We start from the raw sequence: 12,004 nt of genomic DNA on the forward strand, positions 1-12,004 counted from the left end.
ATGCGCCGCACGTCAATGAAAGACGCCCATGCAAGAACCTCCGCCGCACCGGATTTCCCGGCCAATCATTCCTCCGCCGGTTCAGGCCCTCGGCTGGGCGGTCGCCATGTGGCTGGTTGCCTGGGTCTGGCCGGAGCTGACTGTCAGGTTTCCGGGCCAGACCGTTTTGGCCGGTATTCTGGCAGCGAGCGGGCTTGGCATCGATCTTGTTTCGGTCGCCCGCTTCTTTCGCCAGCGCACCACCATTAACCCCTTTAAGCCCGAGGCCGCCAGCCACCTGGTCGTCTCCGGCCTGTACCGCTACACCCGCAATCCGATGTATTTCGGCATGCTGCTGGTGCTCTGCGGCTGGGCTGTCTGGCTCGGTCACTTGATCGCTGCTGCCGGGCCCGTCCTCTTTGCAATCGTGTTGACCCGGCTCCAGATCCTGGCCGAAGAGGCCGCACTTGAAGCGCGGTTCGGACAGGAGTACCGCGACTACAAGGCCCGGGTGCGGCGCTGGATCTAGCCGCCTGACCTTGCCTCCGGTGGTGATCCTGTATGCCGCTGCAGCACCTCGACGGCAAAGTCGATGAAGGCGCGGACTTTTGGGGGCACATGACGGCGGGAGGGGTAAAGGGCGTTGACCACAACGTCCGGCGTCGTCCAGTCCGCAAGCACCTGGGCCAGCCGCCCGGCGGCCAGGTCCTCCGCAACATAGGCGCGGGGAATAAGGCTGAGCCCGAAGCCGGATCGCAGCGCATCGCGAACGGCAAGGCTGGACGAGACCTGATAGCGGCCCTGGATCTTCTGGTTCACTACGTCGCCGCCGCGGTGGAAGGTCCAGGCATCCGCGTGACCCGACAGGGAGAAACGCACGCATTCGTGCTGGGCCAGATCCGCTGGTTCCCTTGGCTCGCCTGCCCGTGCCAGATAGGCGGGAGAGGCGCAAAGCACATGACACAGTGTGCCGACGCGGCGCGTGATCAGGGCGGCATCCTCTAGCTTCTGCCCGCCGCGCAGGGCAAGGTCAAACCCGTCGCGGACAAGATCAACCCGGCGGTCATTCAGGTCCAGGTCGAGCGAAATCCTGGGGTAGCGGTCAAGAAACTCTGGAATGCGTTCCGTAAGCAAGACGAGGCTGGAGGTCATGGGCGCACTGACCCGCAACCGGCCGGACGGCTCGGCGTTGAGGCTCGCAAGCTGGTCGCGGGCCTCCTCCAGCTCGTCAAGGGCGCGGCGGACCTGTTCCAGATAGAGGCTTCCCGCCTCCGTCAGGTGGAGGCGCCGAGTGGTGCGGTTGAAGAGGCGCGTTCCAAGATCGGCTTCCAGTTCACCTATGGCCTTGCTGGCCCCGGCCGGGGAAAGGCCAATGGCGCGGGCTGCGGCGGCAAAGCTGCCAAGATCGGCGATGGCCCGGAACAGGCGGAGGGTCGAGAGGCTTTCCATTGATGGAGTATTATTCACTTTTCGTAATGAGTGAAGCAAAAGTCAGGTGAATTATCGCCATGGTAGAGGTGGTCTATCTCCTTCCGGACAGCGCCGCACGGCGCAACTGAAAGGACAAAGCCATGCAGATCCAGACGCCGGCCGTGATCAAGGCCATCGAATCCCGTTCCTCGGTCAACTTCTTCCAGGCTGGCGAAATCCTTGAGGACGAGGCGATCCTCCGCCTTGTCGACCTTGCGGTGCGCGCACCGTCCGCCTTCAACCTGCAGAACTGGCGCTTCATCGCGGTCCGTTCGCCCGAGCAGAAGTCGCGATTGCGCGCCGTGTCGATGAACCAGGCCAAGATCGAAGAGGCCGCCGTCACCTTCATCATGTGCGGCCAGTATCCGCGCAAGGGCTCGCTCCCGGCCCTTCTCGCCCCCAGTGTCGAGGCCGGTTTCATGCCGGCGGCCATGGCGGCAGACCTTTCACGGAATGCGGATGATTTCTACGCCAGCAGCGAACAGCTGGCGCGTGACGAGGCCGTTCGCTCTGCCAGCCTTGCGGGTGCCTTCCTGTTGCTGGCTGCCGAGGCGCATGGCCTTGGCGCCTGCCCGATGGTGGGGTTCGATGCCGAGGCACTGTCGGACGCTTTCGAACTGGATGCCGACGAAGTTCCGGTGATGCTGATCACGGTCGGGACTGCTCTCGATGGCAACTGGCCGCAGAAGTCGCGCCGCGCCGCCACGGCGGTTGCAAAGCTCGTCTGAGGCAATAGTCTCTCCTTCGGAGTGCAGGTGGTCTTCTCGCTCAGATGCCGGACCTCCTGCAATCCGGCCTTGTGATCGGATCAGGCCATGAAACAGCTTTCCTTGCTGGCAACGATGCTGGCCCCGCTTGTGTGGGGCAGCAGCTATCTCGTCATAACCGAATTCCTCCCTCCGGACCGGCCCATGACCCTCGCCATGTGGCGGGCGCTGCCGGCGGCGTTCCTGCTCCTGCTGATCGTCCGCACCCTGCCGCGCGGCATCTGGATCTGGCGCGTCACTGTGCTTGGGGCGTTGAACTTCACTCTGTTCTGGACCTTGATGAACATCGGCGCCTACCGGCTGCCCGGCGGTGTTGCGGCAACGGTCGGTGCAATCCAGCCCCTCGTCGTTCTGGGTCTGTCGCGCCTGCTGCTGGGAACGCGGCTGACCGTGCTGGCTGCCGCCGCAGCGCTGATCGGCATCGTCGGCGTCGGTCTCCTCACCCTGAAGCCGCAGGCAGCGCTCGACAGTGTCGGTGTGGCGGCAGCCGTTGCAGCTGCAGTCTCAATGGCCTTCGGAACGGTGCTGACCCGGCTCTGGAAGCCGGATGTTTCTGCGCTGACCTTCACGGCGTGGCAGCTCACGGCAGGTGGACTGCTGCTTGTGCCGCTGGCCCTTTTGACCGAACCGGCCATGCCGACGCTGACCATGACCAACTGGGTTGCCTTTGCCTATTTCAGCTTCATCGGGGCCGGGCTGACCTATCTCCTGTGGTTCCGTGGCATCCAGCTGATGGGACCGACGGCAATTGCCCCGCTCGGCCTGCTTTCGCCTGCCATGGCCGTGGTGCTTGGCTGGGCCTGGCTGGACCAGTCGCTCGGGCCCTGGCAATTCGTAGGCATGGCGCTTGTCATCCTCAGCGTCCTGGCAGGCCAATGGGCCGGGATGGCAGCCGGGAAGGCGTCTGCTCTGAAACATCCTGAGGCCGTTCCTGTCGGCGATGGGGCGGCTTCGGCCGTCCCGGATGGACCGGTCACAGCGCGCCCGGCCGGTCTTGCTTGATGGCGCGAGGCGCTTGCAGCTGCGCACGGTGACAGGTAGTCAGGAGGAAACCCGGAAACAGACGGAGCCTTCGCGGTGCGCGTATCCATTGTCCTGCCGCGCGGCATGCGGTTTTCGCCGGAAGGGGCGACGTCCATTGACCTCGTCGCCCGAGACCTGCTGCTGGCCAGCCGCTATCGCGAGGCGACGAGCGTGGTTGGCGCGGCGGTCGACAATCCGTTCCCGGATGTGCCTTTCCGCGCCGTTGTTGCCTCCTCCCAGCGGGGTATGATTGCTGGCTGCATTGACCGGCTCAAGGCGGATTCGCCCGATGTAATCCTGGTCCATCAGCACCCGGAAAGCGCTGCCGCCATCGCCCGGGCGATGTCCGGGGTGCCCGTCATCCTGCATCGACACGGTCTCTTGAAAAAGCAGCGCGGCTGGCTGTCGCGCTGGCGGCGGGCCCGGCAACTTGAACGAGTGAAGCGTATCGTCTTTGTCAGCCAGTTTATCCGGGGCACGTTTCTCGAGGACTTTCCGCGCGTTGCAGCAAAAAGCGTGGTCATTCCCAACGGAGTCGATACCCGCCTGTGGCTGCCGGCCGCGAAGGACCGCCGCATCACCTATGTCGGACGGGCCCGGGCGGACAAGGGGATCGGCGAGCTGCTGGAGGCATTCCTTGGCCTTGAGGCGCCCGGCTGGACGCTGTCGCTGGTCATGTCGGTCCAGTCCGAGGAGGAGGCTGCCTTCGCCCGCGAGATCGAGGCGCGGGCCGAAGGGCGGGCCGATGTGGAGCTGTTCCGCAGCCTGACCATCGATGCCGTGCGGGCCGAACTTGCCCGCTCCGCCATCGCGGCCTTGCCCTCCATCGTGCGCGAGGGGTTTCCGCGCGCTGTTGTCGAGGCGATGTCCTGCGGCTGCGCAGTCATTGCCGGCACGGGCGGTGGCACGCCGGAGGCCGCCGGTACGGCGGCCGTGTTGCTGGATGGTGTCGATGTGGCAAGTGTTCGAGCTGCCTTGGCACGGCTGGTGGCCGATTCGGTGCTCTGTACCGCCCTGGGCGCCGGCGCGCGGGCTCATGCGACGAGCCAGCTGGATCTTGGCGTCGTGGCGCGGCGCTATGATGACCTTATTGCAGATGTCGCCAGCAAGGGGGCATGATGCAGCCTGAAGCCGCCTTTGTCGGGATTCTGGTCTGCACGGCCCGCCGGCCGGAGATGCTGCGTGCCTGCCTGATCGCGCTCAGCCGGCAAAGCCTCGCCGCTGGTATCACGGCCGAGATCTGTGTCATCGAGAATGACGCTGAGCCCTTGAGCCGGCAGGTGGTCGAGGACATGCGCGCGGTGTCCCCGCTGGCCATCCAATATGTACAGGAGCCCCGGCGCGGCATTCCCTTTGCCCGCAACCGCTCGCTTGCCGAGGCCCTGTCGCGTGGCTACGACTGGATTGCCCTGATCGATGATGACGAGATCGCCGAGCCGGACTGGCTGATGCAGCACCTTGCGACGGCACGCAAGCATGCGGCCGACGTGACCTATGGCTGGGTGAGGAAAAACTTCGAGGTGGAGCCGCCGGCCTGGTGGCCGCCGGAAGTGATGCGGCCGGACCCGGAGGGCACGGTGTTGCCGCGCGCCTCGACCAACAACGTCGCATTTTCAGCCCGGCTGATCCGGCCGGGCGGCAGCAACTTGAGCTACAATCCGGTGTTTCTCAACGGCTACGAGGATCTCGATTTCTTCGAGCGCGCCCATGCCAAGGGGCACCGGATTGTCTGGGCGCCGCTTGCCGTTGTGACCGAGGATGTGCCGGCCAGCCGTGTTGCCCCCGACCGCCTGATCGCCCTGGTGCGCGCCAGTGCCGAGGCGCATGTGCAGGCCGATATCCTGAAGATGGGCTATGCGAGGGCGGCGCTGAAATATCTGCTGAAAGGGCTGCGCCGGCTTGTCGGTGGTGCCATCCTGCTGGCGCTCGCCGTGCTGCAGCAGCGGCTGGGGATCGCCCGGGGCGAGAACCGGTATTACAAGGCGCGGCTGCGGCTGGCGCGGGCCTCGGGCAATCTGCAAGGTGTCTTCGGTCACCGGCCGGATTATTACGGCACCATCGACGGGCGCTGATGGCAAAGGCAGCGGCAATGCAGCTTCAAAGGCGGATCTTCACCTTCTGGACCGGTTCCAATGCCATGTCCGATGCCCGGCGACGCGGCCTGGACAGCATGGCCGTGACGGGCTGCGAAATCATCCTGGTGACGCCGGAGACGCTTGCGCCGTGGCTGGTGCCGGGGGCGCCACTGCCGGACACCTATGAGGCATTGAGCGTCGTGCACCGGTCGGACTATTTGCGCGCCTATTTCATGCATCACCATGGCGGCGGTTATTCGGATATAAAGCCGACCAGCCAGTCCTGGCTGCCTGCTTTCGATGTGCTGGAAGCAAGCGATGCCTTTGGCATCGGCTATCGCGAGATCTCGCCGAAAGGCGTGGCGCATGTGCATCGCCACCGGCTCGCCGGGGCGCTGCGCTCGGGCGTGCGGGCGCGGAGCTGGCCCGAAAGCTATCTGCACTATCGCCGGATGCGCTGGGCCTATCGGTCACTGATCGGGAACGGGGCCTATATTTTCCGCCCCGGCACCGCGTTCACCGCTGAATGGCTGGCGACGGTGACCGGCCGGCTTGAACTCGTGCGTGAAGCGCTGCTGGCCAATCCGGCCCGGATCGCCCGGGAGGCGAGCGACAGCCTCATCGACGGCCGCCTGACCGGCTATCCGCTGCCCTGGTCCGGGATCTGCGCCGATGTGCTGCATCCCCTGGTGTTCCGGCATCGCTCGCGCATCCTGCAGGGCCTGCCGCCGCCGGGCTTCCGCGATTATCAATAGGCAGTCTTTCCCGTTTTGCGGGTTCAACCGAGCAACCGGTCAAGACCGGCGTCGAATGCGTCCAGATCAACCTCGGTGTCGGCGGTGAAGGCGCGGCCCTGCGGCGCCAGCGTCATCTGGCTCTCGTAGGAAAAGCCCTTTTCGCGCGCGAGCATGAAGTAGTGCGGCGAGCCCATGCCCGGGCTGAACAGCTCCAGCACCCGGCAGGGACCGCGGCGGAACAGGAGGTTCGTCAGCCCGGCCCCATGTGCTCCCGCGACCGCCGGCGCATCGGCGAAGAGCTGGATCTGATCCCGCAGCGGCAGGCTGCCGGGGTCGACGGGACGCAAGCCCTTGCGCCGGGCAAGGGCGGTGACCGCGTCCTGGTTGCGGAAGCGGCGGCCATTGTTGGCGGTTGCCTTGCGCTCGATCAGCAGCGGGTCGCCCTGGCCGCCGACGGGGGCTGCGAAACGCTCGGCGATGGCCGACATGATCGCGTCGGTGAGGAAAAAATCGCGCACCAGGAAGGCTTCGTCGACGGCGATGACCTCCTTGCGGCCCTGGACGAGGACCGGGCGGCTGCCGAAGACACCCATTTCGAGGGCCTCTTTAAAAAATCCGGTCGCGGCGGTCTTTTCGCCGACAAGAAAGGGCAGGGCGGGATCGAGGCCGGCGGCGTCGGCCACGCTTGCCTTGCTGAGCACGAAAAAGAAGAAATGGAAGTAATTGTCGCCATGCACATGGTGCAGCAGGATCGCGCCGGGCAGGCGCCGGGACGGGGCGGCAAGATGGCCGGCGAAGCGCGGGCCGCGCTCGCGCTCCGGCGTGTCGCTGGTGCCCCAGATGATGCGTTTCTCGCTGAACAGGAGGCCCATCTTCGGGTCGACAGTCACTGGCCGGGTAAGGCGCAGCACGCCCTGCCACTCCTGCCGGCCGCCGTGCTGCTCGAGCCAGCCACGCGCCTGCTCCGGAATTGCCGTCGGCGGATCCAGGCGGGGCGCTGTCCGTGCGACGAGGCCGGGCGGCACCTCCCGGCTGACGGCGACAAGCGGCAGCGACGGCCAGAAATGCTCGAGGCGGTGGATCATCGCCTTGCGGGCGGCATGGAACCTGTCGCGGAAAGGGGTGTTCACGCTCGCGCTCCCGGATGATGGCCTGCCTTCAATACGCTGCGCCGGGCGCGCTGCAAAGGCGCTCCTTCACCCCGGCAGCAGGCTTTCACGGCTGATGCGTGCCGCTTTCGCCTCAGCCAGCAGCCAGCGGCGGAAGGCCGAGACAACAGGCCGCAGCGCCCGGTTCTCCGGATAGACGAAATGATAGGCGGAGCGTTCGGCAAGCGTGCCGGGAAACAGCTTGACCAGACGGCCGGACGCCAGCTCGTCCTCGACGAAAAAGACCGGCATGATGGCGACGCCCAGGTGATGCGCGGCGGCCTCCGCGATCATGCCGAACTGCTCGAAGCGCGGCCCCTGGAAGGCGGTGTCTGTGGCAAGGCCATTGGCCTCCAGCCAGTCCCGCCAGGCCATTGGACGTGTGGCCAATTGCAGGCGCGGCACCCGCAGGAGGTCAACAGGCTGCGCCAACAGCTGCCGGTCACGAAACGGGCGGGAGCAGACAACGACGGTTTCTTCCGGGAACAGCGGCTCGACGATGCCCCCGGCCCAGATCGGATCACCGTGATGAATGGCCCCGTCGAAAGGCTCCAGCTCGAAGTCGAAGGGCCTGAGACGGATCGAAATGTTCAGCGCGGCCTGCGGCGTTTCGCGCAGGAAATCGGCAAGGCGCGGCGCGAGCCAGCGGGTGCCGAAGGTGGGCAGGACGGCGAGGTTCAGCACGTCCTGGCTGCCGGCAAAGGACATCACCTGGCGGGTGGCGTCGCTCAGGTGATCGAGCGCGCCGCGCACCTCGTGCAGGTAGAGCCGGCCCGCATCGGTCAGCACCACCCGTTGCCGCACGCGGGAAAACAGGGCCACGCCGAGCCGCAGTTCAAGATGCCGGATCTGTTTCGACACCGCGCCCTGCGTCAGATGCAACTCCTCGGCCGCCCGGGTGAAACTCTCATGCCGGGCGGAAGCCTCAAAGGCGACAAGGGCATCGGCTGGCGGCAGGAAGGCACGTTTCAGCATGAAGTTCATTCCATTGAGGCATGACCATTGAACAAACTATCCCTTTCCGTGCGGTCTGTCAGCCCGCATAGTCCAGGCAATCGAGGCTGCATACGCCCGGTGCCTGCGGCGATGCCGCAGGGCGGAGCATGATCGGCCGGCATGACCAGACGCAGGAGGAGAAGCGCATGTCCAATCTCAAGTCAGATCCCACCGGTGGCGGTACGTTTTCGTGGGACGATCCGTTCCTGCTGCGCGAGCAGCTGAACGAGGACGAGATCCTGATCATGGAAACCGCCCGCGCCTATGCGCAGGACAAGCTGATGCCGCGTGTGCTTGAAGCCTATGCGCATGAGAAGACCGACCGCGAGATCTTCAACGAGATGGGCGAACTGGGCCTGCTCGGCGTGACCCTGCCGGAAGACTACGGCTGCGCCAGCGCGTCTTACGTCGCCTATGGTCTGGTGGCGCGCGAGATCGAGCGCGTCGACAGCGGCTACCGCTCGATGAACTCTGTGCAGTCCTCGCTGGTGATGTACCCGATCTATGCCTATGGCACGGAAGAGCAGCGCAAGAAGTACCTGCCGAAGCTTGCCTCCGGCGAATATGTCGGCTGCTTCGGCCTGACCGAGCCGGACGCGGGCTCCGACCCGGCCGGCATGCGCACCCGCGCTGAAAAGATCGACGGCGGCTACCGCCTCAAGGGATCCAAGATGTGGATCTCCAACTCGCCGATCGCCGATGTCTTCGTCGTCTGGGCCAAGTCCGAAGCGCATGACAATGCCATTCGCGGCTTCGTGCTGGAGAAGGGCATGAAGGGCCTCAGCGCGCCGAAGATCGGCGGCAAGCTGTCCCTGCGCGCCTCGATCACCGGCGAGATCGTCATGGACGGCGTGGAAGTGTCCGAAGACGCGCTGCTGCCGAATGTCTCGGGCCTGAAGGGTCCGTTCGGCTGCCTCAACCGCGCCCGCTACGGCATTTCCTGGGGCGCGCTGGGCGCGGCCGAGGATTGCTGGCACCGTGCCCGGCAATATGGCCTCGACCGGCATCAGTTCGGCCGCCCGCTGGCGCAGACGCAGCTGTTCCAGAAGAAGCTCGCCGACATGCAGACGGAAATCGCGCTGGGCCTGCAGGGCTCGCTGCGCGTCGGCCGCCTGTTCGACGAAGGCAAGGTGGCGCCGGAGATGATCTCGCTGGTCAAGCGCAACAACTGCGGCAAGGCCCTCGACGTCGCCCGCCAGGCCCGCGACATGCACGGCGGCAACGGCATCCAGGAAGAATACCACGTGATGCGTCACGCCCAGAACCTGGAGACCGTGAACACCTACGAAGGCACGCATGACGTCCACGCCCTGATTCTGGGCCGCGCCCAGACGGGTCTGCAGGCGTTCTTCTGAGCCAGGGACGAAGGTGACGCCTGTGCCTTCGTGTCGCCGCTGGCACAGGGCCCGTTCCGCACTCCGAGGTCATCCCCGTCTCGTGCGGGGATCCTTGCGGCCTTCGGCCTTTGCTCCCATTCCGGCGCGCGTTGATGCGGGGGCTGGATCCCCGCACAAGGCGGGGATGACTGCGGAGGGGGCAGGGATGACCGCGGAAAGGAGCCGGGATGACTGCGGAGAGGGGCAGGGAGCACAGCGGAGAGGGCAGGGATGCCGGCGGAGCGACTTGAGCGCGTTTGATCACTCGACCGGACGGCATGGCCGCCCGGTCTTTCGCGTTTTGTGGCGGGGAGGACGCCTTGGCAGACACAGCAGATCTCGTGATCATCGGCGGCGCCGCGATCGGGTCGTCGGTTGCCGCGCAGCTTGCCGGGCGGGGTGATTTTTCCGGCCGCATCATGGTGGTCGAGGCGGACCCCGGTTACACCTTCTGCGCCTCGGCCCGCTCGGCGGCTTCGATCCGGCAGCAGTTTTCCAGTGCGATCAACATCGAGATCTCACTCTTCGGCATCGCGTTCCTGCGCGACATCGGTAAGCGCCTCGCCGTGCCGGGGGGCGGGCAGGCGCCCGACATCGGGCTGAAGGAGGGCGGCTACCTGTTTCTGGCAACGCCGGAAACGCGCCCGATCCTGGAGCAAAACCACGCGCTGCAACGCCGGCTCGGGGCTGACATTGCCTTCTACGAACCGTGTGATCTGCAGCGGCGCTTTCCTTTCCTCAACACCGAGGGCGTTGCCGCAGGCTGTCACGGCACGACTGGAGAGGGCTGGTTCGACGGCTATGGCCTGATGCAGGCGTTCCGGGCCCGCGCCCGGGCGCTTGGCGTCGAGTATGTCGCCGCACGGGTGATCGGGCTGGAGCGCGGCGAGGCGGCCTGGCGGGTGCGGCTCGACACGGGCGATGTGATCGAGGCAGGTGCGGTGCTCAATGCGGCGGGAGCGTCAGGCGGCGCGGAAATCTGCCGGCTGGCCGGACTGGACCTGCCGATCCACCGGCGCAAGCGCTTCGTCTTCCCCTTCACTTGCCGTGAGAGGGTTTCAGGCGTGCCGCTGCTGATCGATCCGGATGGCACCTATGTCCGACCCGAGGGGGAGGGCTTCATTTGCGGCGCCGGTCCGGATGACGATCCGGACGTGGCGGCGGACGACTTCGAGGTCGATCACGGCTTCTTCGACGAGCGGCTGTGGCCGAGCCTGGCGAGCCGGGTGCCAGCCTTCGAGGCCATCCGCCCCGGTGCGGCCTGGGCCGGGCACTACGACATGAACTTGTTCGATCACAATGCCTTCGTCGGCAGCGTGCCGGGCCATCCGGGGCTCTATATCGCGCTGGGCTTTTCCGGCCATGGGTTGCAGCAGTCGCCGGCGGTTGGTCGCGGGCTGGCGGAACTGATCGCAACGGGAGGCTACGAGACGCTGGACCTGTCCCCGCTGGGGCTGGAGCGGCTGGCACAGGGCAAGCCGCTGATCGAGCGCAATGTGGTGTAGTCAGACAGAGAGGAAGTCCGGCAGCGGCTCGAGCAGCGTGCGCGGCGGCGCCTTCTGCGCGCCTTTCGCCCAGTCGATGAGATCGCTGGAAACGCGCCGAAGCGCAGCCCGCGTTTGTCTCAGCCGTTCCTTGTCCATCTCGAACGGTGGCGTCTCGTGCCGAATATAGGCGCGCTGGGCCAGGACGAGGGTGATCGCATGAACGCCGTCGCGCGGCTGTCCGACCATCTGGGCAATAAAGCCGCCGGTGGTGATGTCGTTCTCGGAAATGCCGCCGCCCGGAAAGTCCCTTTCAAGACTGGCGACGATGCTGCTTACATCCTCATGGCAACTGCGGCCCTGGCAGGTGCCCAGGTTCACCATCGGCAGTTCGCCGGCAAAGCGAGCCTTGATGCGCGAGCGCATCGACTGGACATTGAACAGGACCACTTGCTTGTTCATCCGCTTGAGCCGCTCGATCTGCAGGCCGAGTGCGGTGTGGAACGGCTCGTGGAACAGCCGGCGGCGCTCGTCGATCTCGACCGGTCCCGGGTCCTCATCGGCCTGATACACCCGCTTGCCGTCCAGCGTGGTCAGCGGACACAGCGCGACGGCAGGATCCGACGGTTGGCCGTCGGCCTCGCGCACCGGGTCACGGTCGACGTCAATGACAAGGCGGGACGTCGACGTCCGCAGCACGGTGATGTCCAGCTCGGCGGCAAAATCCGCGACCTGGTCCATGTGCCAGGACAGGTCAGTCTGAAGGCGCCCGGTTGCGGTCATGCGGCGTTCCAGCTCGCGCGGAATCCGCTGGCCGGAATGGGGCAACACCAGAAGCAGGGGCGAGTTACGCTCTTCAACCACAATCATTTTTGCCATAACTCACGAGATCCGAAGCGTCAGTTTCGGCGAGGTCGTGCCGGCGCACAAGGCTGCGCTGGCTACTCCT

12 protein-coding genes are annotated in these 12,004 nt (G+C 65.9%); 8 read left to right on the forward strand and 4 right to left on the reverse strand.

The window, feature by feature from the left end; translation table 11 throughout:
- Positions 1–28 precede the first annotated feature (28 nt).
- On the forward strand, positions 29–508 hold the full coding sequence (locus tag ACTIFE_RS17820; protein ID WP_439530482.1) for a methyltransferase family protein: 480 nt from the start codon (positions 29–31) through the stop codon (positions 506–508).
- Here ACTIFE_RS17820 and ACTIFE_RS17825 read toward each other — a convergent pair.
- Complete coding sequence (locus ACTIFE_RS17825) at positions 505–1,428, reverse strand: LysR substrate-binding domain-containing protein (protein WP_439530483.1); 924 nt, start codon at positions 1,426–1,428, stop codon at positions 505–507. The two genes, ACTIFE_RS17820 and ACTIFE_RS17825, sit on opposite strands and share 4 nt — an antisense overlap.
- Positions 1,429–1,550: 122 nt before the next feature.
- Between ACTIFE_RS17825 and ACTIFE_RS17830 the strand changes: the two genes are divergently transcribed.
- From ACTIFE_RS17830 to ACTIFE_RS17850, 5 genes are all read left to right on the forward strand, one after another.
- Positions 1,551–2,177, forward strand: a complete 627-nt coding sequence (locus ACTIFE_RS17830; RefSeq protein WP_439530484.1) for a nitroreductase family protein — start codon at positions 1,551–1,553, stop codon at positions 2,175–2,177.
- 87 nt (positions 2,178–2,264) lie between these two features.
- A complete protein-coding gene (locus ACTIFE_RS17835) occupies positions 2,265–3,218 on the forward strand; it encodes a DMT family transporter (protein ID WP_439530485.1) in 954 nt (317 codons plus the stop codon).
- Between the two features lie 75 nt (positions 3,219–3,293).
- Entirely contained in the window at positions 3,294–4,358 is a 1,065-nt protein-coding gene (locus tag ACTIFE_RS17840) for a glycosyltransferase family 4 protein (protein WP_439530486.1), read from the forward strand.
- A complete protein-coding gene (locus ACTIFE_RS17845; protein ID WP_439530487.1) occupies positions 4,355–5,311 on the forward strand; it encodes a glycosyltransferase family 2 protein in 957 nt (318 codons plus the stop codon). Before ACTIFE_RS17840 ends, ACTIFE_RS17845 begins: the two co-directional genes overlap by 4 nt.
- Before the next feature lie 17 nt (positions 5,312–5,328).
- On the forward strand, positions 5,329–6,069 hold the full coding sequence (locus ACTIFE_RS17850; RefSeq protein WP_439530488.1) for a hypothetical protein: 741 nt from the start codon (positions 5,329–5,331) through the stop codon (positions 6,067–6,069).
- 23 nt (positions 6,070–6,092) lie between these two features.
- On the opposite strand, the gene ACTIFE_RS17855 is transcribed toward ACTIFE_RS17850, so the two are convergent.
- Positions 6,093–7,181 carry a glycosyltransferase family 61 protein gene (locus ACTIFE_RS17855; protein WP_439530489.1) on the reverse strand — a complete coding sequence of 363 codons (1,089 nt, stop codon included), beginning with the start codon at positions 7,179–7,181 and terminating at the stop codon, positions 6,093–6,095.
- A gap of 66 nt (positions 7,182–7,247) precedes the next feature.
- Entirely contained in the window at positions 7,248–8,171 is a 924-nt protein-coding gene (locus ACTIFE_RS17860; RefSeq protein ID WP_439530532.1) for a LysR substrate-binding domain-containing protein, read from the reverse strand.
- Between the two features lie 170 nt (positions 8,172–8,341).
- Between ACTIFE_RS17860 and ACTIFE_RS17865 the strand changes: the two genes are divergently transcribed.
- Together ACTIFE_RS17865 and ACTIFE_RS17870 are read left to right on the forward strand one after the other, a co-directional pair.
- The gene (locus tag ACTIFE_RS17865) at positions 8,342–9,550 is read left to right on the forward strand and encodes an acyl-CoA dehydrogenase (RefSeq protein WP_439530490.1); all 1,209 of its coding nucleotides are present in this window, start codon (positions 8,342–8,344) and stop codon (positions 9,548–9,550) included.
- 341 nt (positions 9,551–9,891) lie between these two features.
- The gene (locus ACTIFE_RS17870) at positions 9,892–11,076 is read left to right on the forward strand and encodes an NAD(P)/FAD-dependent oxidoreductase (RefSeq protein ID WP_439530491.1); all 1,185 of its coding nucleotides are present in this window, start codon (positions 9,892–9,894) and stop codon (positions 11,074–11,076) included.
- Here ACTIFE_RS17870 and ACTIFE_RS17875 read toward each other — a convergent pair whose 3' ends face one another.
- Complete coding sequence (locus ACTIFE_RS17875; RefSeq protein WP_439530492.1) at positions 11,077–11,934, reverse strand: N-formylglutamate amidohydrolase; 858 nt, start codon at positions 11,932–11,934, stop codon at positions 11,077–11,079.
- Positions 11,935–12,004 lie beyond the last annotated feature (70 nt).

This window comes from Pannonibacter sp. (assembly GCF_051860505.1).
Lineage (GTDB): Bacteria > Pseudomonadota > Alphaproteobacteria > Rhizobiales > Stappiaceae > Pannonibacter.

What these genes read in the sequence shown, in the direction of transcription:
- ACTIFE_RS17820 (WP_439530482.1), top strand. Translation starts at nt 29, where the DNA reads ATGCAAGAACCTCCGCCGCACCGGATTTCCCGGCCAATCATTCCTCCG.
- ACTIFE_RS17825 (WP_439530483.1), bottom strand. Translation starts at nt 1,428, where the DNA reads ATGGAAAGCCTCTCGACCCTCCGCCTGTTCCGGGCCATCGCCGATCTT.
- ACTIFE_RS17830 (WP_439530484.1), top strand. Translation starts at nt 1,551, where the DNA reads ATGCAGATCCAGACGCCGGCCGTGATCAAGGCCATCGAATCCCGTTCC.
- ACTIFE_RS17835 (WP_439530485.1), top strand. Translation starts at nt 2,265, where the DNA reads ATGAAACAGCTTTCCTTGCTGGCAACGATGCTGGCCCCGCTTGTGTGG.
- ACTIFE_RS17845 (WP_439530487.1), top strand. Translation starts at nt 4,355, where the DNA reads ATGATGCAGCCTGAAGCCGCCTTTGTCGGGATTCTGGTCTGCACGGCC.
- ACTIFE_RS17850 (WP_439530488.1), top strand. Translation starts at nt 5,329, where the DNA reads ATGCAGCTTCAAAGGCGGATCTTCACCTTCTGGACCGGTTCCAATGCC.
- ACTIFE_RS17865 (WP_439530490.1), top strand. Translation starts at nt 8,342, where the DNA reads ATGTCCAATCTCAAGTCAGATCCCACCGGTGGCGGTACGTTTTCGTGG.
- ACTIFE_RS17875 (WP_439530492.1), bottom strand. Translation starts at nt 11,934, where the DNA reads ATGGCAAAAATGATTGTGGTTGAAGAGCGTAACTCGCCCCTGCTTCTG.